This is a genomic window from Haloplanus salinarum, from assembly GCF_024498175.1.
Classification (GTDB): Archaea; Halobacteriota; Halobacteria; order Halobacteriales; family Haloferacaceae; genus Haloplanus; species Haloplanus salinarum.
In genome coordinates this window covers 1,018,445-1,042,364 of the sequence record NZ_CP101823.1, presented here as the reverse complement: position 1 = coordinate 1,042,364, position 23,920 = coordinate 1,018,445, and the positions used below count along the sequence as shown (strand labels likewise).

Genomic DNA, 23,920 nt, shown 5'->3' with positions numbered 1-23,920 from the left:
CCGCTCGGGGGGCGACGAATAAATGCGGACTGGTTCGGCGGTCGAATCCGACGATATAAAGACGTAAATCCTCGGTCACAGAGGTTGGAGCTATGCAACCGCGGTTCGTCGGGCGTCTGGGGTTGGCCGACGCCGTGACGGTCGGCAACGCGATGCTCGGCTTCCTGGCTGCGTTCGTCGCGACGACGAACGCCCCGCTCGCGGCCCGCATCGTCCTCCTGGCGGCCGTCGCCGACGGCCTCGACGGCGTCGTCGCGCGGAAGCGCGGGGGGACCCCCGCCGGACCCTACCTCGACTCGCTGGCCGACGTGGCCTCCTTCGGCGTCGCGCCGGCCATGTTGATCGCGTCGCGGGCGGCCGACGCGTGGACGCTCGCCGACCGACCCCTCCTCTACGCGCTGGGGCTCCTCCTGCCGGCCGTCTACGTCGCCATGGCCGTCACTCGACTCGGCCTCTATACCGCCTACGACAGCGACGCCTCGAAGACGAAGGGGACACCCTCGACGCTCGCGGCGACCATCCTCTCGGCGGGCGTCCTCGCGGGCTTCGTCGGCCCCCTCCTGCTCGTCGCCCTCTCCGGCGTCCTCGCGGGGCTCATGGTGACACAGATCACGTACCCCGACCTCCACCCGCAGGACGCCATCGTGATGGGCGTCGTCCAGGGACTCGCCATCCTCCTCCGGGGCCGGCCCGGGGAGGTGTTCGCCTTCGCGCTCCTGTTTCTGGCGCTCGCCTACCTCACGCTCGGGCCGCGGTTCTACTGGACCGGCTGACCAGCCGGTCGCCTACATCCCCATGTCGGCCGCCTCGTCGGGCACCGGGAGGTCCGCGACGTGGACGCCGAGCCGTTCCGCCGCGTGATCGAGGGCCATGTCGAACCCGTAGTACCGCTCCAGTTCGTCGCCGTCCGGGTCGGGACGCACCGTCACCATGGCGTACCCCTCGCTGTTCTGTGCGAGGGCGGCCGTTCGCCCGTCGCGTTCGAAAGTGAGAACCCGCTCGCCGCCTGCCTCGTAGTAGCGGGCGGTGACACCGTCGCCGTCGTCTTCGGTCATGGTCTCCCCTTGGACTCCGGCCTGTCGAACCTTGCGGTCGGTCAGCGAACCTCGTCGGCGATGGTGTTGCGCAACACCTCGCTGGTCCCCTCGTATATCTCGTTGAGTTTGGCGTCGCGGTAGAACCGCTCGACCGGGAAGTCCTTCGTGTAGCCGTACCCCCCGTGGATCTGGATCGCCTCGTTGGCCACCTCGCGACTCACCTCGCTGGCGTGGAGTTTGGCCTGCGCGGCCGCCTTGACGAACCGCTCGCCGCGCATCTTCCGGTCGGCCGCCCGGTGCATCAGGAGTCGAGCGGTCTCCACTTTCGTGTCCATGTCCGCGAGTTTGTGGCCGATCGACTGGAAGTCGCCGATGGGCTGACCGAACTGCTCGCGCTCGTTCGCGTACGCGACGGCCTCGTTCAGAGCCGCTCGGGCGATGCCGACGCCCCGGGCCGCGATGGTGATCCGGCCCGCGTTGAGCGTCTTCAGCGCCTGGACGAACCCGTCGCCCTCGGCGCCCAGGCGGCGGTCGGCCGGGAACCGCAGGTCCGAGAAGCGCAGTTCCGCCGTCGGACAGCCCTTGTCGCCCAGTTTGTGTTCGGTTCCCTCGACGTGAAAGCCCGGATCCTCCTCGGGGCGGACGACGAACGACGAGATGCCATGCCGGCCCGCCTCGGGGTCGGTCTTCGCAAACAGGATCACCGTGTCGGCGACCGACCCGTTCGAGATCCAGAGTTTCTCGCCGTCGACGACGTACTCGTCCCCCTCGCGGACGGCCGTCGTCTCCATCGCCGGCACGTCGCTCCCGGCGCCCGCCTCCGAGAGCGCGAACGCCCCGACGTCGGTACCCTCGTTCAGCGGCGTCAGGAACCGCTCCTTCTGGTCGTCGGTGCCGAAGGCGTCGAGCATCCCGCCCGCGAGGCTGGTGTGGGCCGCGACGATGGTTCCGAGGCCCCCGCTCCCGCGGCTGATCTCCGCGAGACACGCGGCGTAGGCGTGATAGTCGAGCCCGGCGCCCCCGTAAGCCTCGTCGAAGGGCATCCCCATGAGTCCGAGCTCGGCCATCTGCGAGACGAGGTCGGCCGGGAACTCGTCGGCCTCGTCGATATCGCCCGCGACGGGGACGACCTCCTCGTCGACGAAGTCGGCTACCATGTCGCGCATCTGGGCCTGCTCGGCGGAGAGGCTGAAGTCCATACCGGCCGTACGGCCCCGCGTCGTCTTATATCATCCGTGCGGTTCCGCGGCCGGAGCCGAATGAGCTAAGTGCAACCCGCGGCAGGTGCCGGTATGGCACACGACGCCGCGGTGACGGACAGGGGAGTCGGGTTCGGCGTGCTGTTCTCGATCGTCGCGGTCGGCGGTGCGCTGGCGATGCTGGCCGCACCCGGGCAGTTGACCAAGGCCTGGGGGTTCGCCTTGGGCATCGTGGCGGCCCTCCTCGCGGTCGTGTCGATCCAGGCGTACGCCTGACCGGTCGGGCTTGAAAGAGTTAAGACGCTGAATCCCCTACCGCGAGTGAACGATGACCTCTCTGACCGAAGAGGAACGGCGAATCCTCGCGTACCTCCACGACAGCGTCTCTCGGGGTGAGCGCTACTTCCGCGCGAAGAACATCGCCGACGCCATCGGGCTGACGGCCAAACAGGTGGGCTCTCGACTCCCCAGACTGGCCGAGAAGTCCGAGGACGTCGAAATCGAGAAGTGGGGGCGCGCCCGGTCGACGACGTGGCGCGTCACGCAGGGGTGACCCTCGGATTTTTTAGCGTACGGGGGGAGTTCAGCCCGTGACCGTACGCGTCCGTCGGACGTTCGAGTTCGAGGCACCGGGGGAACGGGTCTGGGAGTTCATCTCCGATCCCGGTATGCGGGCCGGTGCGATCAGCGTCGTCCACGACTACGAGGTCGACGGGAACCGCGCCACCTGGGAGATCGACCTCGATCTTCCCCTAGTCGACCGTACCGCGACCGTCGAGACCGAGGACGTCGAACGGGACGAACCCCGGTACGTGAAGTTCGTCGGCCGCTCTTCGGTCCTCCGAGTCACCGGCGAGCACCGCATCGAGGAAACCGACACGGGCTCCCGCCTCCACAACGAGTTCGTCGTCGACGGGCGACTCCCCGGCGTGGAACGCTTCTTCAAGAAGCGCCTCGACACCGAACTCGACAACCTCGAGGCGGCGCTCAGACGCGAACTGGGGTTGCCGGCCTGAGATGCGGGTGGCACTGGCCCAACTCGACCAGACAGCCGGCGACGTCGACGGGAACGTCGACCGGGCGGTCGAAGCCGTCGGCGACGCCGCCGCCCGCGGCGCCGACCTGGTCGTCCTCCCCGAACTGTTCACCGTCGGCTACTTCGCCTTCGACGCCTACGCCCGCACCGCGGAGGGGCTCGACGGCCCCACTTTCGCCCGTCTCGCCGACGCCGCAGCCGACCACGGCGTCGGCCTCCTAGCGGGGAGCCACGTCGAGGACCTCGCCGAGAGCGCGGCGGCCGGCGCCGAGACGCCCGCGTCCGAGGGGCTCGCCAACACCTGCGTCTTCTACGACCGCGAGGGCCGCCGTCGGGCGGTCTACCGCAAACACCACCTCTTCGGGTACGAGTCGGCCGAGACGCGCCTGCTCACGCCCGGCGAGTCGCTCTCGACGGTCGACTTCGAGGGCTTCACCGTCGGCATGTCGACGTGTTACGACCTGCGATTCCCGGAGCTGTACCGCCGGCTCGCGGACCGCGGGGCGACGCTCGTCTGCGTGCCGAGCGCCTGGCCCTATCCCCGAGTGGAACACTGGCGGACGCTGGCGCGGGCCCGCGCCGTCGAGAACCTCACGTACGTGGCGGCGGCCAACGGCGCCGCGACGTTCGAGGACGCGACCCTCCTCGGCCGGTCGACCGTCTACGATCCCTGGGGGACGACGATCGCGAGCGCCGGCGACGAGGCGACCCTCGTCGTCGCCGACCTCGATCCCGACCGGATCGACGCGGTCCGTGAGGAGTTTCCGGCGCTGCGCGACCGGCGGGACTGGGACTGAGACCGACGGCAACGGGGCCCATGTCCCGATCCCAGCGACCGCTGCCGTTGCCGGAGGCTTTATCACCGAGAGGGCGCTATCGGTGAGTGCCGACGCATCGACGCTTTTCTCGTCGAGACTCGGCAACAACATCCACCACGTCGTCGCTCGCCCCGGTCGGGTCGCTCCCCTCGCCCGGCAGGAGCGACTCGACGTCCCGTCTTCCGCCCCCTCTCGTCCACCCTTTCATACGGATCGTCGCAACTGTCTCCCGGCGGTTCACCGGACTGTCTCGGCGAACCGCCGGTAATGACTCACGACGAACCGTATCACGCGGCTCGCTTCTCGACTTCGCCTTTGAGCGCCGCGGCGTCGCAGTCGTGATCCGGGCGGATGTTGACGAAATCGAGGAAGTCCAGCGCGGCGACCAGTTCGTCGGTGGCGTAGGCCGTCGCCGCGGCGTCGACTGTCGCCCCCGCGCCGACGAGCGGTTCGAGGGCCGCGAGTCCACAGGCCACGTCGTACGCGCGGGCGTCCGTTCGCCCCTCGGCGCCGACGTTGGTCGCGTCGATGAAGTAGAGTTCGTCGTCGAGGACGAGGACGTTCTCGGCCCGGAGGTCGCCGTGGGCGAGGCCGTGGTCGTGCAGCGTCCGCAGCGCGGCGAACAGGTCGGGAGCGAGGTCACGCGCCTGTTCCGGTTCGAGGTCGTCCAGCGGCCGGAACTCGGGGAGATATTCGAGGACGACGACCCCGAGGTCGGCCACCTCGAGCGCTTCGAGCGGTTCCGGCGCGTTCAGTCCGATGTCGCGCATCCGTTCGGTCGCCTCGAGTTCGTGGGTGGCCATCTGGTACGGGGTCCCGAAATGCTCGAAGAAGCCCTCGGTCCCCGCGGAGAAGACGCCGATGTTCCGGCCGGTGGTGATGAGCGCGTGGACGATGGAGTTCTGTCGGGAGATCACCTTCACGAAGAGCTCCTCGTCGAGGACGACGGGCGTCGAGAGCCAGTTGTCGGCGTCGAGATACCGGACCGACGGGTCCTCGTGACCGTACCGCTCGGCGACCGCCGTCATCACACGGTCGAGGCGGTCGTCGTCGATCCGGCCGCGGAGGAACCGCCTGACTTCCATCGACGGTCGGTACGCGGCCACGAGGGATATATCTTCGTCGGGCGGGCTACCGCTCGTCGAGCGCCCCGGACAGCGCCCGTACCGCCCGTTCGCCGTCGGTTCGGGGCACGGCCAGTCGAACCGGTTCGTCGCCGAACCGCTCGATCACGAGCGCCGACCGGCGCGTCCGAAGGTACCGGGCCAGCAGGGCGAGACCGCCGACGAACAGGGCCAGGCCGCCGAGCAACAGCAGCGCCGTGAGCGTCACGAGCGCCGAGGCCAGGGCGTCGGTCACCGCGAGGACGCTCCCGACGGGGGCCGCGCCGGCCGTCCCGGGATCCATCGACAGCGTCTCGCCGAGGTCCATCGCGCGGAGGGCGGCGCCGCCGGCGACGGCGGCCAGCCCGTAGAGGAGGGCCCGCACCGCCCACCCGAGGAGCCGCCGGTCGCCCGCGGCGTCGACGTCGATCCCCGCGACGTTTGGCCGGTCGACCGTCTCGAACCGCCGGCCGTCGGCCGCGGGGTTGTACGCGATCAGCCGGTGGCTGGTGACGGCCGCCCAGCCGGCGCCGAGCGGCGTCGCGGCGACGACCGCCTCGCCGGCGTAACAGTACCGCTCCGCGTCCGGTGCTGCGGTCGGTTCCCCGGCTGCGTCCTCGGTGGCGACCCCCTCGTCCATCGCTCGGGTGGTGGGTCGCCCCCGTCCTTACCCTTTCGGCCGGTTCCGGTCGATTTTAACGCCCCGACGAGAGAGTGCGCCGTATGGGTTCGGGTGAGCCGGTACCATGAGCGACTCCGACGGTCGCTCCGGGTTCGTGGAGTACGGTATCGAGGACAGGCCGCCGATTCCGACGTCGCTCCTGCTCGGGGTCCAGCATTACCTGACGATGGTTGGGGCGAACGTCGCGGTGCCGCTGATCCTCGCGGGGGCGCTGGGGATGCCGGACGCGGTCGTCCCGCGGTTCGTCGGCACCTTCTTCGTCGTCTCGGGGATCGCGACCCTGGCACAGACGACCTTCGGCAACCGCTATCCGATCGTTCAGGGGGCGCCATTCTCGATGCTCGCGCCGGCGCTCGCGGTCATCGGCGTGGTGCAGGCGAGCGATCCCGCGGGGCCGGCGTGGGAGGCCGCCCTCCTCCAGTTGCAGGGGGCCATCGTCGTCGCGGCGGTCGTCGAGATCGCCGTCGGCTACCTCGGCCTGCTCGGCCGCCTGCGGTCGTACATCTCGCCGGTCATCATCGCGCCGACCATCGCCCTGATCGGTCTGGCGCTGTTCAACGCACCGCAGGTGACGGCTGCGTCGGGCAACTGGTGGCTGCTGGGGCTGACCCTCGGCCTGATCGTCCTGTTCTCGCAGTACCTCGGCGACGCCTCACGAGCGTTCCAGCTGTTCCCCGTCCTGCTCGGCGTCGTGGTCGCGTGGGTGATCGCCGCCGTCCTCTCGGTGGTCGGGTTCTACGCCCCGGAGACGTCGGGCTACGTCGACCTCGCCTCGGTCGCGTCGGCGCCAGCGCTGATGCCGATCTACCCGCTCCAGTGGGGAACCCCCCAGATCGAAACCGCGTTCGTCATCGGCATGCTCGCGGGCGTCGCGGCGTCGATGCTGGAGTCGTTCGGCGACTACCACGCCGTCGCGCGGCTCTCGGGGGTCGGTGCGCCGAGCAAGGAGCGGATCAACCACGGCATCGGGATGGAGGGGATCATGAACGTCTTCGCCGGCCTCATGGGAACCGGGGGGTCGACCTCCTACTCCGAGAACATCGGCGCCATCGGCCTGACCGGCGTCGCCTCGCGTTACGTCGTCCAGATCGGCGCCGCGGTGATGCTCGTGGTCGGCTTCGTCGGCTACTTCGGCCAGTTGATCGCGACCATCCCCGACCCTATCGTCGGCGGTCTCTACGTCGCCATGTTCGGACAGATCGTCGCGGTCGGCCTCTCGAACCTGGAGTACGTCGACCTGGACTCCTCGCGAAACGTCTTCGTCGTCGGCATCGCGCTTTTCACCGGCCTCGCCGTCCCCGCGTACATGGGCAACGTCGGCAGCGCCGCGGCGTTCCGCGAGGGGATGCGTGGGGTCGCCGTCCTCGGCCCGGTGCTCGGCGCCCGCGCCGTCGCCGATACGATCTACGTCATCGGATCCACCGGCATGGCCGTCGGCGGCCTCGTGGCCTTCTTCCTCGACAACACCATCGATGGCACCCGCGAGGAACGGGGGCTCGTGGAGTGGGAACAGGCGACCGAGGAGGACGCCGCCTTCCGCTCCGCGTTCGACCGGTTCCTCCGCGACGACTGACGCTTCGACACGTTTTTAGGTTGGCCTAAATACTGTCGGCCGCGTCCCCCATCGCTCCTACCGACTCCCCACCCGCGAGGGGGAGGCGTCCGCCACGAAATTTTTAGGTTGACCGAAAAACCGACGGGCTTTTGTGTTTTTAGGCTAGCCTAAAATCTATGCGACACACGAGAAGACGGATACTGCAGGCGACCGGCGTCGCCCTCGGTGCCGGACTGGCCGGCTGTGGCGGCGAGAGCGGAACCGACGCGGCCGAACCGACGGCGACGGACACTGCCGAACCCACCGCGACGGACACCGCCGAACCCACCGCGACCGAGACGCCGACCGCTGCGGTCTCGGCCGACACGGCGCTCGCGGCGGAGTGGAACGTCATGCGGGCGCGACTCCACGACGCGGTGGCGCTCGGCCGCACCGACAACCACGCCGCGGCCGCGCGACTCGTCGGCGACGTGTTCGCCCGGTTCGAGAACGCCGGCGGCGAGTACGGCGCCCACGAGGGCCTCGAATCGACGAGCGAGGAGGCCTACGAGTCCTTCGAGGGGAGCCTCGGCGACGGCCGCTCGGCGTTCGAGGCGGGGAACGCCGACGAGGCCATCGGCGCCCTCGACGGCGCGGGCGAGGACCTGCTGTCCGCCCAGCGCGAGCGGACCGGCGACGCCGCGGTCGGGGTGTTCTCCCTGTTCGTGTTCGCGTCCCGCGTCCGGAACGTCGACGCCCTCGCGACCGCCGGTCTGACCGACGCGGCGGCGACGGTCGGGGAAGCAACGCTCGCCGACTTCGAGGAGGCGGCGGTCCACGACACCATCGAATCGGCCGGCGAGGAGTATTACGAGGCCTTCGAGGGCGGGCTGGAGGACGCCGTTTCGGCCGCCCAGGAGGGCGACGCCGACGCCGTCCACGAGGCGGCGCTCTCGGCGTCACAGGGCGTCGTCGACGCCGCGTACGAACTCGTCCCCGAGGGGGTCGCGGGGGTCGGCCACCTCTCGCTGATGGGCGCCGTCGGCTTCGACGCCGAGATGGCCGCCGGGCTCGGCGGTCCGGGTCTCGGCCTCGCCCACGCCGCCGGCCTGAACGGCTACCGCGCTCGGGTCCGTGACGCCGTGTGGCTCTACGAGGCCGGCGAGCCCGAAGCGGCGACGGCCGCCGCCCAGTCCGTCTTCCAGCACTTCGAGGGCGCCCGCGCCCACGAGGCCTTGGAGGAGGCCAGCGAGGACGCCTACGAGCAGTTCGAACACGACGGGCTCGAAGCCCTGATCGAGGCCATCGAGAACGGCGACGACGCCGGGGTCGCGGACGCGGCGGCGACGACCCACGACGGCCTCACGACGGGGATCGAGGCCCTCGCCGGCGACGCCGCGCCGGTGCTCGAATCCGGGTACTTCCGCGCCCGCCTCGGCGACGCCCGCGAACGCTACCACCGGGGCGAGGGCGAGGCGGCCGCGACGGTCGCGGAGGACCTCTTCGCCCGCTTCGAGGAGAACGAGGCCGACTTCCACGAGACGCTGGAGGAGACCAGCGAGGAGCTCTATCACACCTTCGAGGAGGAGCACCTGACGGCGCTCCCCGAGGCCTTCCGCGGCGGCGACGACGAGGCCGTCGACACCCACCTCGCGGGGGCGACCGACGCCCTCGTCGAGTTCGAGGCCAGCGCGGGGTCGACGCCCGTCGCCAGCGCGGCCGCGGCGACGTACATGACCGGCCGCGCCGGCGACGCGGGCGTCCTCGCGACGCTCGGCGCGACCGACCGCGCCGAGACGGTTGCGAGCGAGGCCTTCGAGTACTTCGAGGCCGGCGCCAACGGCTTCCACGAGGCCGTCGAGGCGGCCAGCGAGGAGCGATACCACTCCTTCGAGGAGGCCCTCGGGGCCGTCCGCTCGGCGACGACGGGAGAGGCCGACGCCTCCGACGCCGCGACGACCTTCGCCGACGAGGCGACCGCGGCCGTCTACGCCGTCGTCGAGCGCGGTGAGGGCGGCGGCGACGTGAACGCCGCCCCCCTCGTGGGCGACGTGTTCGCCACCTTCGAGAACGCCCGCGTCCACGAGGCCCTCGAAGAGGGGGACCACGAGACCTACGAGACCTTCGAGTCCGCGCTCTCGGACTACGTCTCGGCGCTCGAGAGCGGCGAGGGCGTCGACGCGGCCGGCGAACGGTTCGCGCAGGCGACCCGCAACGCCGGCTTCGCGGTCGCCGGCGCCGTCGGCGACGCGCCCGAGATCTCCGCCGGCGGCGGAGGCGGCGAGGGCGGTCACGGCGGCGACTCCGGCGACTTCGAGGGCGGCCCCAACGTCGTCGAGGGCGTCCCCGACGATGCCGACCACGTGGTCGACATGACCGCCGTCGCCTTCGAGCCCGCGGAACTCACCGTCTCCGTCGGCGACACGGTGGCGTGGAGCCACGCCGGCGGCGAACCCCACAGCGTCACCGCCTACGGCGACGGCCTCCCCGAGGGGGCGAGCTACTGGGCCTCCGGCGATTTCGACTCCGAGGAGGCTGCCCGCGAGGGCTGGGAGAACGGTCAGGGCTACGTCGCCTCCGGCCAGTCCTACGTCCACACCTTCGAGACGGCCGGCGAACACGGCTATTTCTGCATCCCGCACGAGGCCGCGGGGATGGAGGGCACTGTCGTCGTCGAGGAGTGAGCCGACGGCGGGCTCCCTGACCGCCTCAGCGACCCCGGTCCCCGCTGCCGTGGGCACTTTTCCTCCACTTACCGCCGCTCGACGACGAACTTCGTGCCGGGTACCATGCGCGCCGTCATGGCGCCGACGAGCGGCGGCTCCGCGTCGGGATCGCCGGGCCAGACGAGGTCGTACTCGCGACCGATCGTCGCGAGGGCGAGCGTCGCCTCCAGCAGGGCGAACTGACGGCCGATACAGCGGCGCGGGCCGCCGCCGAAGGGGGCGTACGCGAAGTCCGGCAGGCGCTCGCGGAGGTCGGTCGCCCAGCGCGCCGGACGGAAGGTCTCGGGGTCGTCGTAGAACCGGGAGTCGCGGTGGATCTGATCGACGGTGAGCCACGTCGCCGCGCCCTCGGGGATGCGGTAGCCGTCCAGGGTCACGTCCGTCGCCGCCTCGCGGGGGATGGTGTACACCGGCGGATACTTGCGGAGCGTCTCGGTCACGACCCGTTCGGTCACGTCGAGGGCGTCCAGATCGTCGACCGTCGGCGGCCCGTCGAGGGCGTCGACCTCGTCGTGGAACCGCGCCCGGACCTCGGGGTTGGTGGCCAGCGCGTAGAAGGCGAAGGCGATGGCCGTCGAGGTGGTGTCGTGACCGGCGAAGATCATCGTCACCACCTGGTCCCCGAGTGAGTCGTCGTCTAGGACGCCCTCGGGTGTCGCCCCCGATTCGCGGAGGGCGACGAGCAAGGAGAGGAGGTCGTCGGCAGCCGACGGATCGGCCGGTGGATCCGTGGCCGCTGCCGCGAGCAGGTCGTCGGCGACGGCGTGGAGGCGTTCCTTCCCGCGCCGGAACCGCCGCCGGGCGGGCGTCGGCACCCATCGGGGAAGCGGGTAGGAGGTGGGGGCGAACCAGTCCTGCAGGCGGTCGGCGGCCGTCCGGATCGCCTCGTCCCCGTCGATGGAGAGTTCGCGCCCGAACAGCGTCGAGAAGAGCACGTCGAGGCTCAACTGGCTCGTCTCCGCGGCGAGGTCGATCCGACTCCCGGGTTCCCAGCGCCGACACCGACGCCTGACCTGCGCGACCATCCCGTCGGCGTGGTCGAGGAGCCGATCACGGGCGAACAGGGGCTGTAACACCTCGCGCTGGCGGCGCCAGGTCTCCCCCTCGGCGGCGACGAGGCCCTCGTCGAAGGCGATACGGAAGTCGTCGGACTTGCGGAAGTCGTCGCGGCCGCTCAGGAGGACGTACTCGAAGTGGTCGGGGTGACCGAGGTGGTAGACGTCGCCGGGACCGAGGAGTTTGACCCGGACGAAGTCCCGGTCGGCCATCGCCCGGTTCCGGAAGCCGAAGACGTCGCGCATCGCGCCGACGGTGTGTGTCAGCGGATGCCCGAGCGTCGAGGGGTAAGGTGCCAGCGGGGTCGTCGTGCCGTCGCCCGAGGACATACCGGCGGTATACCGTCTCGGCGGCTTATATCCACGGGACCCGGCTGCCGTCCGAGTGTATCAAACCATTAGTTCCCTCGACCGGTCGGTTGCGGTATGAGTTCGGACGAGCCGCCGGATCCTGAGGAGTCGGTGCGGGAGGCCGTCGAGCGGTCACGGAGCGGCGCGCCGGCCGTCGGGGAGGTGGTGCGCGATCGGTTCTCGACGGACGAGGTGTTCCAGCGCATCGTCGCGGCGGCCGACGAGGAGATCACCGCGGGGAGCCGCGAACTGTTCTTCTCGGGGCTGGCCGCCGGCTTCGCCATCACGATCACCTTCCTGCTGTACGCGTCGTTGACGGCGTCGACCGACGGCCACCCGGTGCTGAGCGCGATGCTGTACCCGCTTGGGTTCATCTACATCATCATCGGCGGCTACCAGCTGTACACGGAGAACACGCTCCCGCCGGTGGCGCTGACGCTCGAACGGCTGGTGAGCGTCCCGGCGCTGTTGCGCAACTGGATCGTCGTCCTCGCGGGCAACTTCGCCGGGGGGACCCTCGGTGCCGCCGCGCTGGCGTGGGGAGGCGTCTTCTCGCCGTCGACGGCGGCGACGGCCGTCGAACTCGGGCGCAAGGGCGTCGAGACGGCACCCGCGACGCTGTTCGTCAAGGCCGCCTTCGCCGGCCTGATCGTCGCCGGCGTCGTGTGGGTCGAGTACGCCGCCCGCGACACCGTCTCGCGGATCGTCGTCGTGTATCTCGCCTTCCTCGCGGTGCCGCTCGGCAACCTCTTTCACATCGTCGTCTCCTACACCGAGATGGTCTATCTGATCCTCGTCGACGACCTCCCGGTCGTCGTCGGCATCACCGAGTTCGCGCTGCCGGTGTTGCTCGGCAACACCCTCGGCGGCGTCCTGCTGGTGACCGTCGTCAACTACTTCCAGACCACCGAACACCGCCTGAAATCCGCCCGGTTCGAGGGCGCGAAACGCCAGCTCTCCCCACGCGAGTGGCTGTTCGGCGGCCTCGCCGGGCGGGCGTACGTCCCCCTCGTCAACACCGGCGAGCAAGTCGAGGACAGCGACGGTCCCTATCGGGTGATCGTCCCGATAGCGAACCCACGGACCGAGCGGCGGCTGATCGAACTCGCCTGCCTCGTCGCCAGCGCCCGGGAGTCCGCGGTGGTTCACCCGGTCCACGTGGTGCAGATGCCCGACCAGCGGACCGGCGGGTACGGCGCCGGACAACACCGCCGGATCATCGAGGAGTCCGACGAACTCCTCGACGGGGTTCGGGAGACGATTCGGGACCACGACGTCGCCGTGGAGACGTCGACCATCGTCTCGCATCGATCGTTCGACGAGATATTCGACGTGGCCGAACGGGAGAACGCCGACCTCCTGATGATCGGCTGGGACGACAGCCGCCCGTGGACGACCGGCCGCGGCGGACGGTCGCTGACGGACCTGCGCGGTGCGCCGCCCTGTGACTTCCTGGCCCTGCGGGACCGGGACCTCGACACCTCACGGCTCCTCCTGCCGACCGTCGACTCCCCGGACTGCGCGCTCGGGGCCGAAGTGGCCCGGGCGCTCGGTTCGACCGCCGACGCGTCGAGTACGCTCCTCCACGTCGTCGACGGCCCCGAGGACCGCACGGCCGGCGAGGAGTTCCTGCAACGGTGGGCCACCGATCACGGCCTCGACGACGCCGACGTGGTCGTCGACACCTCCGGCGACGTCGAGCGGGCCATCGCGAAGAGGGCGGCCGATCACTCGCTGGTCGTACTCGGCGCGGTCGAACGGGGACTGCTCCCCCGGCTGGTCACCGACTCGCTCAAGCTCGACGTCGTCGACGAACTCGACTGTTCGGTGTTGTTGGCCGAGCGCGCGACGGGCCGGAGCCTCCGCGAGAAGCTGTTCGGCCGGCGGGCGGATCCCCGCGAACCGCAAAAGCGCTGACCCGGTGGGGCGCGGTCAGATCCCCCGCACGCCCTCGATGACGCCGAGCGTCTCCAGAGTCATCCACCCGAGGAAGAGGAGATAGAGCCCGAGCAGCGTGTACGCCTCGGGGTCGGTCAGTTCGAGGTGCGTCCGGGTGAGGACGACGAACACGAGCGTCACGAACGCCAGGAACCCGAGCATGGGGACGGCGACCAGGAAGTCGATGGTCGCGGATCCGGCCAGCAGGACCCCCACCGGGATGGCGACGAGGAGGTTGAACGTGTTGCTCCCGAGGACGTTCGTGAGGCTGGTGATGCTGTCGTCTTCCTTGGCCGCGCGGACGCTGACGAAGGCGTCGGGCAGGCTGGTCGCGGCGGCGATGACGGTGACCCCCCAGAGGAAGGAGGGGGTGTCGAAGAGGGCACCGAGCGCGAGGACGGCACGGACGATGCCCTCGACGCCGACGGCGATGAGCACGAGGGCGACGACGAGCCACCCCCACTCGCGGCGCACCGCGACGTCCGACGGCGGGGCGGCCGTATGCTCGCGCGTGTCCTGATACTGGAGGAAGACGTAGACGCCGTAGGTGAGCAGGGGGAGGACCGCGAGCGTGGGCGTGAGGATGGCCGCCTCGTTCGTCCCGCCGGGCACGTACGTCGCGCCGAGGGCGAACGTGAGAAAGAGGACGAGGACGCTGATGATGTAGAACTGGGCGTCCTTGTGGACGATGTCGCGGGTCGTCTCCAACTCCTCGCTCGCGAGGGCGGACACCGCGGGGATCACGAGCAGGTTGAAGATGGCGCTGCCGACGATGGCGCCGACGCCGAGCGAGAACTCGCCGTGGACGAGCGTGCTGATGACGACGGAGCTGAGCTCCGGAAAGCTCGACCCGACGGCGACGACGACGGCGCCGTGGACGGCGACCGGCAGCCCGTAGTGGCGGCTGAGCCGCCCCGCCGACGATTCGAGCCGCTCGCTCCCCGTCCAGATGACGGCCGTCGAGACGAGCGCCAGGCCGACTGCGAGCGTGGGACCGAGCACCGCCCGGATGGTCGGCCGGGAAGGGCAAAAACCCATCCCGTTTCCGGGCACCCGCCAGTATAAGTGCCGAGGAGGAGAGTGGCCGGACGTGTCCGATCGGTGGCTCTACGCCTGGGGGTTGGCCTCGCTGGGCCTCGGCGGCGCGTCGCTCATCGTCCCGCTGTACGTCGTGGAGTTGGGCGGCGGGCCGGCGACGCTCGGGGTCCTGGCGGCGGTGGCCGCGGCGGCCGGCACGCCCGGAGCCCTCGGGGTCGGGTGGCTCGCCGACCGTACCGGTCGCCGGCGGCGGTACGTCCTCGCGGCGGTCGGCACCGTCGTCGTGGCCCTGACGGCCGTTCCCCTGCTCGACTCCATCGCCGCCGTCGTCGTCGCGAACGCGGCCGTCTGGCTCGCCTTCGCCGCCGCGGTGCCGGTCCTCACCCTCCTCGCCGTCGTCGACACGCCGGAGTCGGCGTGGAGCGACCGGATCGCCCGCCTCAACGAGGTCCAGGGGGTCGGGTGGGCGCTCGGCCTGCTCGTCGGGTTCGTGGTCGTCCTCGCCGGCGATCGGCTCGGCTGGTCGGCGATCGCCGCCCAACGTGCCGTCTGTCTGGTCTGTGGGGCCAGCGCGGGCGTCGGGGGTCTCGTCGCCGTCGGGTCGCTCCCCGCCGACTCCGACCCGGACCGCCCCGGCGCCGCCCCGGCACCCCGCCGCCTGCGCCGCGCGCTCCGTGCCGCGCGGCCGTTCGGGGTCCGCGGCGCGAGTTTCCCCTTCACCCCCCGTCGGATGGACGTCCGCGGCCTCCATCCCCGCCGGTTCGTGCGCCGGTTCACCCCCGACCTCGCCGTCTTCTTCCTGGCCGTCGCGCTCGCGTTCGCGGGGTTCGGGGCCTTCTTCGCTCCCCTCCCCGCCTACCTCGCGGGCGTCGGCGTCGGCGACTCCGGCGTCTTCGGCCTCTATCTCGCCTTGAACGTCGCCGCGGCCGCCTTCTTCGGCGTCGCCGCGACGCTCACGGCGCGGTACGACGTGACGCTGGTCCACGTGAGCGCTCTGGCGGTCAGGGGCGTCGCGTTCCCGGCCCTCGTGGTGACCGGCGGGGCGTTGGCGCCGACCGTCGCCCTGTTCGTCGCCGTCGGCTTCGCGTGGGCCGTCGTCGCCGTCTCGGCCGGGACGCTCGTCACGCGACTCTCGCCACCGATCGTCCGCGGGGAGGCTCTCGGGGTGTACAGCGCCCTCTCGACGTTCGCGGGCGGCGTCGGGAGCGTCGCCGGCGGGTGGCTGGCCGCGAGGGGATACCTGTGGACGTTCGGCGTCGCGGGCGGCCTCGTCGTGGCGGGCGCGGGGGTCGTTCTCCTCCTTCGGCGACGCGTCGGGCGGGGGCGGACCGCCGGAACGGAGCGGACGGTTTATTCCACGGACGGTCCAGACTGAGGTATGGACACCTGGCAGCGCCGGACGCTGATCTACGTGGTCATCTTGGTGGGGGTGATGCTCGGCTACGCGGCGGCCTACGACGCCGGGATGAGTCTCTTCGAGGGCTCGCCGATCGGCTTTCTGCACGCGCTCCAGGTCGTCGTGGAGACGTTCACGACCACGGGGTACGGCTCCGACGCCCCGTGGTCGAGCGCCGCGATGAACCTCTTGGTCATCGTGATGGATCTGACCGGCGTGGTCCTCATCTTTCTCGCGCTCCCGGTGCTCGTCTTCCCGCTGTTCGAGGAGGCCATGTCGACGACGGTGCCCGCGGCCGCCGAGGAGGACCTCACCGACCACGTCGTCGTCTGTACGCTCACGCCGCGGGGCGAGACCCTAGTCGACGAACTCGACTCGTGGAACGTCGACTACCTGATCCTCGAACCCGACCGCGAGCGCGCCCGGGACCGCTACGAGGAGGGGTACGACGTGATCCACGCGGATCCCCAGTCCGTCGATAGCCTGGAGGCCGCCCGCCTCCCCGCGGCTCGAGCCCTCGTCGCCGACGACACCGACCCAGTGAACACCAGCATCGTCCTGACCGCGAAGGAGGTGGCGGAGGACGTCCGGACGGTGAGCGTCGTCGACGACCCCGAGCGGGAGCGGTACCACCGCCTCGCCGGCGCCGACGACGTGCTCTCGCCCCGGGCGCTGCTGGGCGAGGGCCTCGCCGCCAAGGTGACGACGGGAGTCTCGACGGAACTCGGCGAGGCCATCGAGGTCGGCGAGGACTTCGAGGTGGCGGAGCTTCCGATCCACCGCGGGAGCGAACTCGTCGGCCGCACCATCGCCGAGAGCGGCATCCGCGAGCGAGCGGGGGCGAACGTCATCGGGGCGTGGTTCCGCGGCGAGTTCGAGAGCCCGCCGGATCCCGACGCCGTCCTCGACGGCGGCACCGTGTTGCTGGTCAGCGGTCGCGAGCGACAGATCGAGCGACTGAAGGACATGACCCTGTCGGCCGTGCGCTCGTTCCGCCGGGGGCGGACGGTCGTCGTCGGTCACGGCGAGGTCGGGCGGACCATCTCCGACGCGCTCACCGGAGCGGACGTCTCACACGTCGTCATGGACCACGTGGAGGACCCGTCGGTCGACGTGGTCGGCGACGCGACCGATCCCGACGCCCTGGCGCGGGCGGGTATCGAGGACGCCCACACGGTCATCCTCGCGCTCCCCGACGACACGCTCACGGAGTTCGCTATCCTCGTCGCGCGCGACCTGAACCCGTCGATCGAGCTGATCGCCCGCGCCGAGGAGACCGAGAACGTCCAGAAGATGTACCGCGCCGGCGCCGACTACGTCCTCTCGCTGGCGACGGTCAGCGGCCGGATGCTCGCCTCCACGATCCTGGAGGACGAGGAAGTGATCTCGCTCGACAAGCAGGTGGAGGTGATCCGGACCCACGCCCCCGGTCTCGTCGGGCGGACGCTCGGCGAGGCGGACGTCCGCGCGCGAACCGGGTGTACGGTCGTGGGCGTCGAGCGGGACGGCGAGGTGGTGACCGACCTCGGTCCCGAGTTCCGGATCCGGGAGGGCGACGAACTCGTCATCGCCGGCACCGACGAGGGGACCAACCGCTTCACCGAGACGATGGGGTCCCGCGGCGACTGACCGGGCGTTACTCGCCCGGCATCACGACGAGTTTGCCGACCGTGTCGCGCTCGGCCATGGTCCGGAAGGCCTCGTCGGTAGCGTCGAGCGGGAAGGTGCGGTCGATCCGCGGCGACAGGTCACCCACGGCGACGAGGTCGACCAGCCGTTCGAGGTCCGCCTGCGTCCCCATCGTGCTCCCGACGATCCGCTTGTGTCCCCGGAATAGGTCCGCGATGTCGATTTCGGAGGTCGGGCCGGCGGTCCGGCCACAGACGATCATCCGTCCTCCGCGGCGCATCACTCCCATGCCGAGGTCGGTGTACTCGCCGCCGAGGTGGTTGAGGACGGCGTCGGGCGCGCCGATGGACTCGACGGCCGACCGGAGGTCGTCGGGATCGGTGCCCTGGATCGTGTGATCGGCGCCCAGCTCCGCGACGGTCTCCAGTTTCGACGCCGAGGAGGAGGTCCCGATGCTCCGGACGCCGAGCACGTCGGCCAACTGGACGGCGGCGACGCCGACGCCGCCGGTCACGCCGGGGACGAAAAGGAGGTCGCCGGGCTCCAGCTCCGCCCGCCGGAGCATGTGGTAGGCGGTCAGATACGCCGTGGGGAGCGCCGCCGCCGTCGTCGCGTCCACGTCGTCCGGGAGGGGGATCAGGCGTGACGCCTCGACGCGGGCCGTCTCCGCGAGCCCCCCGTGGTACAGCGAGTAGGACGCACAGAGGTTCTCCGGGCCCTCCCGGCAGAACCGACAGTGCCCACACGTCTCGTTCGGACAGAGCACGACCCGGTCGCCGGGGGCGACGGCGGTGACGTCATCGCCCACCTCGCGAACCGTCCCCACCACGTCGAGTCCGCTGACGAAGGGGAGATCCGTCGGATCGACCATCGCCGACGCACCGTTCAGGATCCAGAGGTCGTGGTGGTTGATCGAGCAGGCGTCGACGTCGACGGTCGCCTCGCCCCGCTCCGGTTCGGGGGACTCCCGTTCGATGACGCTCACGCCGTCCGGTCCGATCAGTTCGGTGAATGCAGCGGCACGCATCGGTCGGAGGTGCGCCGCCGGCGACGTAAGCGTAGGGGTATCGCGTGCGAAACGTTACCGGGCGTCTCCGATGACTTAACCGTGCGGGCCGCGAAGTGATCGTATGAGCGAAGAGACAGGGCGTCGGAACCTCCGAATGCCCGACGACGACGAGTTGTTCGCCGTGGTAACGGAGCACAACGGCGGGAATCACGTTCGCGTCCGCTGTGAGGACGGCGAGAACCGGATGGGGCGCATCCCCGGCCGCATGAAGTACCGCACTTGGATCAACGAGGGCGACGTGGTCCTCGTCGAGCCGTGGGACTGGCAGGACGAGAAGGCGAACATCGAGTGGCGCTACTCCGGGAAGGACGCCGACCAGCTGCGCCGCGAAGGCCACATCGACTGAGACTGTTTATTGTAAGTCATGACCGGAGGTTCGCCAGGACAGTCCGGCGAACCACCGGTGAACAGTTACAATAATCCGTACGAAGCCGCCGTTGGTCGGTCCCGGTCGACGGCGACCGGAGGCCCCGACGACCGAGTTTTTCACGACGCGTCGACCGTCGAGTCCCAACCCCGGTCCGAGCGGACGGATCGAACGGTTCCGCGGATCCGACTGTTTTGACTACACGAACGGCCGACGATATCGCAACTCCCGTCCCGTTCTTACGGTTATACTGGCCCCATACCCAACGACTTTTGTGTTCCCTCCGGGGATAGTCGCCATGGACGAAAAACCGGACCTCGATCGCTTCGACTCGCGGCGGTCGACGGTGTACGCACAGGACGGGCTGGTGGCGACGAGCCAGCCACTCGCCACGCAGGCGGGCGTCGCGGCCCTCCGTGGGGGGGGCAACGCCTTCGACGCGGCGGTGACGACGGCCGCGGCGCTGAACGTCGTGGAGCCCATGAGCACGGGCATCGGGGGCGACGCGTTCGCGCTCTACCGCACCGCCGACGGCGAGGTGGGTGCCTTCCGCGCCTGCGGCGGGGCGCCCGCCGCGGCGACCGTCGGGACCGTCCGCGAACGCGTGGCCGAGCGGACGGGAACCGACCCCGACGCGGCGTCGATGCCGGCGGACGGTCCACTCGCAGTCACCGTCCCCGGCACCGTCCGCGGGTGGGAGACGCTGCTCGACGACCACGGCACCCTGTCGCTGTCGCGGGCGCTCCAGCCGGCCATCGACTACGCGACCGAGGGCTTCCCGGTCAGCGAGGTGATCGCCGATATGTGGACGGTCGCGGAGACGCTGTTCACCCGGGACGACGCCCGCAAGGAGTACCTGATCGAGGGGCGGGCGCCCGAGGCGGGCGAAGTGGTGAGGCTTCCGGACCTCGGGTCGACGCTCCGCACCCTCGCGGCCGAGGGAGCCGGCGCCCTCTACGAGGGACCGCTCGCCGAGCGTATCGCCGGGACGGTGCGCGAGCGGGGCGGCCTGCTGACGGCCGACGACCTCGCGGGCTTCGAACCGGAGTACGTCGATCCCGTCTCGACGACCTACCGCGGCGCGGAGGTGTACGAACTCCCGCCGAACAACCAGGGGTTGGTCGCGCTCGAGGCGCTGAACGTCGCCGAGGAACTGGACGCCGGCGCCCACGACTACGACGCCGCCGACCGGGTCCATTACTTCGCCGAGTCGCTGAAGCGGGCGTTCCACGACGGCCACCACTACATCACCGACCCCGCGTTCGAGGACGTGCCGCCGCTGGGATCGAAGTCCTACGCCGCCGAGCGGGCGGCGACGGTCGGCGAGCGGGCGGGCTCCGTCACGGTCGGCGGACCCGGCGCCCCGGGCGACGGCGACACCGTCCTCCTGACGGTCGCCGACGAGGCGGGCAACGTCGTCTCCTTCATCAACTCCATCTTCGGCCACTTCGGGAGCGGCGTCGTCGTCCCCGGAACGGGCATCACGCTTCAGAACCGTGGGAGTTCGTTCTCGCTGGATCCCGACCATCCGAACCGGATCGAACCCGGCAAGCGACCCTTCCACACGCTCATTCCCGGGCTCGTCCGGTTCGACCGCGACGACTGGGCGGCCTTCGGCGTCATGGGCGGGTACATGCAGCCACAGGGCCACCTCCAGGTGCTCGCGAACCTCCTCGATTACGACATGCCGCTCCAGGCGGCGCTCGACGCCCCGCGCTGGCGCTACCTCGAAGACGGGTCGCTGGCCGTCGAGGACCGCTTCCCCTCGGGACTGCTCCCGAAACTCGCCCGTCGGGGCCACGACGTGGTGGTGAAGCCGGCCTCGGAGTTCGGCGGCGGCCAGATTACGCGGGTCGCCGACGGCGTCATCTCGGGGGCGACCGAACCCCGCAAGGACGGGAGCGCCGCGGGCTTCTAGCGGAGTCGGGCGAGGGCGTGGTAGCCGACGAGGCCGGCGAGGAAGGCGACGCCGACGTTCGTCAGGAGCGCGAGGACGCCGATGGCGCCGGTCAGGAGCGGATCCTCGGTGTCGGCGCCGGCCCGGCCGAGCTCCACCGCGACGAGGACGAGGACGACGCCGAGGACGGCCATCGGGAACGCGGCCACGAGGTCGACGGCGACGACGGCGAGCAGGAGGTAGCACCCACCGAGGACGAGGTTCGAGGTGGCGGTCCGGGCGCCGAAGGCGTACTTGCCGGCGACGCCGCCGCTCCCGTGACACATGGGCATCGCCCCCAGCGGCATCGCCAGCAGGTTCATCACGCCCATGCTCGTCGAGAGGTCGTCGGGCGAGGTGTCGGCGTCGAAGTATTCGTCGACGAGCAGGGCGGTGGCGACGGCGGCGTTGCCGACGGTCATGGCAAGCTGGCCGAGGGTCGCGCCGACGGCGTTCCGGGAGACGACGAGCGTCGACGGATCGAGGAGCACGGGGGTCGGGAGCCGGGGCGTGACGGTCCCGGCGGCGCCCGCGGCGACGACGCCCCCCATCGCGAGGACCGCCAGGGCGGCGGCGTTCCGGTAGCCCAGCGCGACGGCGGCCAGGGCGACGACCACGGAGAGCGCGGCGAGTCGCGGGGCCCCGAGCCCCGTCGTCACGCCCGTCCGGAGGAGGACGAGCGCCACCCCGACCTGGATGCCCCGGACGACCGGTTCCCCGACGTAGGGCGCCAGCCGGTCCAGCGTCCCCGTCGTCCCGACCAGGAGGAGCGTCACGCCGGCGAGCAGTCCCGCGGCGACGTACTCCCCACCCGAGAGGCCACCGGCGATCACCAGGGCCGCGAGCGCCTTCATCGGCTCGACGGATATCGGATAGCCGTAGTAGAGTCCCCACACGACCTGAAAGAGCGCGAACCCGAGGAGGAGCCGACCAAGCGAGAGGTCGGTGAGCGCCGCGACGGCGACGACGATGGGGAGGACGGTGACGGTGTCCCCGACGGCCCCCGTCACCTCGCCCCAGGCGACACCGAACCGCGTTCCGCGCCAACTAGCCAACGACATCGTCCCCGCCTTCCCGCTCGACGGGGAAAGAAGCATCGAGAAACTGATATATAGTACGATTCGACGGCGATGTGACCGGTTTCGGTTACGTCCGGGGGACGGTGGCCGGTCGAGCGGGGCGATCGGGGCCCGACGCGTCTAAACCGCTCTCGGAGCTTCGTGAATTTTCTAAACGTTTTTGCGGCCGTTGTAAAACGATCCGAACCGACCGTTCGGTCGCGTTAATCGAGCGAAACGACACGAAGACACCGCAACGATTTGCCCCCTATATGGGGGTAGGGGGACAAGCGATGAGTGGAGCCAGTCACCATGTCCACGCCCGAATCCAGGCCCCTCGACGGCACCGCCGCCGAACCGACCCCGGCCCTCCAGGATACCCTCCGTTCGGCCCTCACGTACGCGGCCCTGCCCATCCGTTTCGTCGCCTTCTGGCTGGCGACGCTGCTCCCCCTGACGTACCTCCCGTTGCTGGCGACGGGGACGGTGACCGGCCACCGCCTCGCGTTCGCGGGGTTGCTCACCCTGAACGCCGTCGCGTTCGTCGTCGGCCACTCCTACAACCCGCCCGAGTGACCGCCCGGGACCGACTGGTTCCGCCCCGGGAACCGGAATCCCTTTTCGCCCGCCCGCGCAACGTGTCGGTATGGAAGTACGCGAAATCGAGGGGCTCGGCCCCGCGGAGCGGGCGGCGCTGTTCGACCGCGATGCGGGGGTCGAGGGCGTCCGCGACGACGTCCGTGGGATCGTGGACCGCGTCCGCGACGAGGGCGACGTGGCCGTTCGGGAGTTCTGTCGCGAGTTCGACGGCGTCGAGGTCGGCAACCTGGACGTGACCGACGCCGCGGCGGCCGCCCACGAGGACGTCGATCCGGACGTCCTGGCGGCGATCCGTGAGGCCGCGGACAACGTCCGGGCGTTCCACGAGCGCCAGCGCCCCGACGACTGGCGCGAGGACTTCGACGGCCGCGAACTCGGGCGGCGGTTCCGTCCGCTCGAACGGGTCGGTGTCTACGTCCCCGGCGGCGCGGCCGCCTACCCCTCCAGCGCGCTGATGGGGGTCGTCCCCGCGAAGGTGGCGGGGGTGGATCACGTCGTGGTGGCGACGCCACCGGCCGAGGAGCTGAACCCGGCGACGCTCGCGGCCATCCACGAGGCGGGTGCGGATGCCGTCTACAGCGTCGGCGGCGCGCAGGGCGTCGCCGCCATGGCCTACGGGACCGAGACGGTGACACCTGTCCAGAAGGTGGTCGGCCCGGGCAACCGGTGGGTGACCGCCGCCAAAGCCGAGGTCCGGGGTGACGTCGACATCGACTTCCTCGCCGGCCCGAGCGAGGTGCTCGTCCTCGCCGACGGGACGGCCGATCCGGCCTACGTCGCCGCCGACCTGTTGGCCCAGGCCGAACACGACGACCACGCCTCGGTCGTCGCCGTGACGGACGACCCCGACCTCGCGGCGGCAACCGCCGACGAACTCGACGCCCGGGCACCGGGGATGGCACGGGCGGAGACGGTCGAGGCGGCGCTCGCGAACGACGCCAGCGGCGTCTTCCTCGCCCGTTCGATGTCGGAGGCCGTCCTCTTCGCCGAGGAGTACGCCGCCGAACACCTCTCGATCCAGGCCGAGGACGACGAGGAACTGCTCGACCGGATCGACAGCGCCGGGAGCGTCTTCCTCGGCCCGTACACCCCCGTCGCCGCCGGCGACTACGCCTCCGGCACCAACCACGTCCTCCCCACCGGCGGCGGCGCGAAACGCTTCGGCGGCCTCTCCGTCGAGACGTTCCTGCGCTCGACGACCGTCCAACGACTCGACCGGGACTCCCTCGACGCCCTCTCGGGGACGATCACCACTCTCGCCGAGGCCGAGGGCCTCCACGGCCACGCCGACAGCGTCCGCCGCCGGTTCGAGTAGTCCACAACGTTGAGTACCCGGGGCCGCGAAGGG

At 70.7% G+C, this 23,920-nt stretch carries 22 protein-coding genes; 14 read left to right on the top strand and 8 right to left on the bottom strand.

Going from position 1 to position 23,920, the window contains the following annotated elements; all coding sequences use genetic code 11:
* The first annotated feature begins 92 nt into the window (after window positions 1-92).
* Window positions 93-773 (top strand): protein sorting system archaetidylserine synthase, encoded by a 681-nt coding sequence (locus NO364_RS05515; RefSeq protein ID WP_157688426.1) that lies wholly within the window; start codon window positions 93-95, stop codon window positions 771-773.
* Window positions 774-785: 12 nt separating this feature from the next.
* Here NO364_RS05515 and NO364_RS05510 read toward each other — a convergent pair whose 3' ends face one another.
* On the bottom strand, window positions 786-1,055 hold the full coding sequence (locus NO364_RS05510) for a DUF7111 family protein (RefSeq protein ID WP_157688425.1): 270 nt from the start codon (window positions 1,053-1,055) through the stop codon (window positions 786-788).
* A 41-nt stretch (window positions 1,056-1,096) separates the two neighbouring features.
* The gene (locus NO364_RS05505; protein WP_257628733.1) at window positions 1,097-2,236 is read right to left on the bottom strand and encodes an acyl-CoA dehydrogenase family protein; all 1,140 of its coding nucleotides are present in this window, start codon (window positions 2,234-2,236) and stop codon (window positions 1,097-1,099) included.
* A gap of 93 nt (window positions 2,237-2,329) precedes the next feature.
* Between NO364_RS05505 and NO364_RS05500 the strand changes: the two genes are divergently transcribed.
* From NO364_RS05500 to NO364_RS05485, 4 genes are read left to right on the top strand one after another with little or no spacing between them, the layout of a single operon-like run.
* Window positions 2,330-2,512 (top strand): DUF7525 family protein, encoded by a 183-nt coding sequence (locus NO364_RS05500; protein ID WP_157688423.1) that lies wholly within the window; start codon window positions 2,330-2,332, stop codon window positions 2,510-2,512.
* Window positions 2,513-2,564: 52 nt separating this feature from the next.
* Window positions 2,565-2,789 (top strand): DUF7123 family protein, encoded by a 225-nt coding sequence (locus NO364_RS05495; RefSeq protein ID WP_114586681.1) that lies wholly within the window; start codon window positions 2,565-2,567, stop codon window positions 2,787-2,789.
* A 37-nt stretch (window positions 2,790-2,826) separates the two neighbouring features.
* Window positions 2,827-3,252 (top strand): SRPBCC family protein, encoded by a 426-nt coding sequence (locus tag NO364_RS05490; RefSeq protein ID WP_157688422.1) that lies wholly within the window; start codon window positions 2,827-2,829, stop codon window positions 3,250-3,252.
* 1 nt (window position 3,253) lies between these two features.
* Window positions 3,254-4,069 carry a carbon-nitrogen family hydrolase gene (locus NO364_RS05485; RefSeq protein WP_157688421.1) on the top strand — a complete coding sequence of 272 codons (816 nt, stop codon included), beginning with the start codon at window positions 3,254-3,256 and terminating at the stop codon, window positions 4,067-4,069.
* A gap of 308 nt (window positions 4,070-4,377) precedes the next feature.
* On the opposite strand, the gene NO364_RS05480 is transcribed toward NO364_RS05485, so the two are convergent.
* Window positions 4,378-5,175, bottom strand: coding sequence for an RIO1 family regulatory kinase/ATPase domain-containing protein (locus NO364_RS05480; RefSeq protein ID WP_157688420.1), 798 nt, complete (start codon window positions 5,173-5,175; stop codon window positions 4,378-4,380).
* Between the two features lie 46 nt (window positions 5,176-5,221).
* Entirely contained in the window at window positions 5,222-5,833 is a 612-nt protein-coding gene (locus tag NO364_RS05475) for a hypothetical protein (protein WP_257628732.1), read from the bottom strand.
* A 106-nt stretch (window positions 5,834-5,939) separates the two neighbouring features.
* On the opposite strand from NO364_RS05475, the gene NO364_RS05470 reads away from it, so the two are divergent.
* Together NO364_RS05470 and NO364_RS05465 are read left to right on the top strand one after the other, a co-directional pair.
* Window positions 5,940-7,448, top strand: a complete 1,509-nt coding sequence (locus NO364_RS05470) for a uracil-xanthine permease family protein (protein ID WP_157688418.1) — start codon at window positions 5,940-5,942, stop codon at window positions 7,446-7,448.
* A 158-nt stretch (window positions 7,449-7,606) separates the two neighbouring features.
* Window positions 7,607-10,093 carry a DUF5059 domain-containing protein gene (locus NO364_RS05465; RefSeq protein ID WP_257628731.1) on the top strand — a complete coding sequence of 829 codons (2,487 nt, stop codon included), beginning with the start codon at window positions 7,607-7,609 and terminating at the stop codon, window positions 10,091-10,093.
* 68 nt (window positions 10,094-10,161) lie between these two features.
* On the opposite strand, the gene NO364_RS05460 is transcribed toward NO364_RS05465, so the two are convergent.
* A complete protein-coding gene (locus tag NO364_RS05460) occupies window positions 10,162-11,520 on the bottom strand; it encodes a cytochrome P450 (protein WP_257628730.1) in 1,359 nt (452 codons plus the stop codon).
* Window positions 11,521-11,616: 96 nt separating this feature from the next.
* Here NO364_RS05460 and NO364_RS05455 point away from each other — a divergent pair, with 96 nt between their 5' ends.
* Window positions 11,617-13,458, top strand: a complete 1,842-nt coding sequence (locus NO364_RS05455; protein ID WP_157688415.1) for a formate/nitrite transporter family protein — start codon at window positions 11,617-11,619, stop codon at window positions 13,456-13,458.
* A 15-nt stretch (window positions 13,459-13,473) separates the two neighbouring features.
* On the opposite strand, the gene NO364_RS05450 is transcribed toward NO364_RS05455, so the two are convergent.
* A complete protein-coding gene (locus NO364_RS05450; RefSeq protein ID WP_420191765.1) occupies window positions 13,474-14,517 on the bottom strand; it encodes a sodium:calcium antiporter in 1,044 nt (347 codons plus the stop codon).
* 52 nt (window positions 14,518-14,569) lie between these two features.
* Between NO364_RS05450 and NO364_RS05445 the strand changes: the two genes are divergently transcribed.
* A complete protein-coding gene (locus tag NO364_RS05445; protein ID WP_257628728.1) occupies window positions 14,570-15,892 on the top strand; it encodes an MFS transporter in 1,323 nt (440 codons plus the stop codon).
* A gap of 3 nt (window positions 15,893-15,895) precedes the next feature.
* Window positions 15,896-17,542, top strand: a complete 1,647-nt coding sequence (locus NO364_RS05440) for a potassium channel family protein (RefSeq protein WP_157688412.1) — start codon at window positions 15,896-15,898, stop codon at window positions 17,540-17,542.
* A gap of 7 nt (window positions 17,543-17,549) precedes the next feature.
* Here the strand turns inward: NO364_RS05440 and NO364_RS05435 are convergent, their stop codons facing one another.
* Entirely contained in the window at window positions 17,550-18,569 is a 1,020-nt protein-coding gene (locus NO364_RS05435) for an alcohol dehydrogenase catalytic domain-containing protein (RefSeq protein ID WP_257628727.1), read from the bottom strand.
* A gap of 103 nt (window positions 18,570-18,672) precedes the next feature.
* Between NO364_RS05435 and eif1A the strand changes: the two genes are divergently transcribed.
* Window positions 18,673-18,957, top strand: a complete 285-nt coding sequence (gene eif1A / locus NO364_RS05430; protein WP_157688410.1) for a translation initiation factor eIF-1A — start codon at window positions 18,673-18,675, stop codon at window positions 18,955-18,957.
* Between the two features lie 319 nt (window positions 18,958-19,276).
* The gene (ggt, locus tag NO364_RS05425; RefSeq protein WP_157688409.1) at window positions 19,277-20,896 is read left to right on the top strand and encodes a gamma-glutamyltransferase; all 1,620 of its coding nucleotides are present in this window, start codon (window positions 19,277-19,279) and stop codon (window positions 20,894-20,896) included.
* Here the strand turns inward: ggt and NO364_RS05420 are convergent.
* Window positions 20,893-21,975: a putative sulfate/molybdate transporter gene (locus NO364_RS05420; protein ID WP_157688408.1), complete on the bottom strand. Its 1,083-nt coding sequence runs from the start codon at window positions 21,973-21,975 to the stop codon at window positions 20,893-20,895. The genes ggt and NO364_RS05420 overlap by 4 nt on opposite strands.
* 294 nt (window positions 21,976-22,269) lie before the next feature.
* Between NO364_RS05420 and NO364_RS05415 the strand changes: the two genes are divergently transcribed.
* Both NO364_RS05415 and hisD read left to right on the top strand, forming a co-directional pair.
* Window positions 22,270-22,548 carry a DUF8028 family protein gene (locus NO364_RS05415; protein ID WP_257628726.1) on the top strand — a complete coding sequence of 93 codons (279 nt, stop codon included), beginning with the start codon at window positions 22,270-22,272 and terminating at the stop codon, window positions 22,546-22,548.
* A 70-nt stretch (window positions 22,549-22,618) separates the two neighbouring features.
* Window positions 22,619-23,887 carry a histidinol dehydrogenase gene (gene hisD, locus NO364_RS05410; protein WP_157688406.1) on the top strand — a complete coding sequence of 423 codons (1,269 nt, stop codon included), beginning with the start codon at window positions 22,619-22,621 and terminating at the stop codon, window positions 23,885-23,887.
* Window positions 23,888-23,920 lie beyond the last annotated feature (33 nt).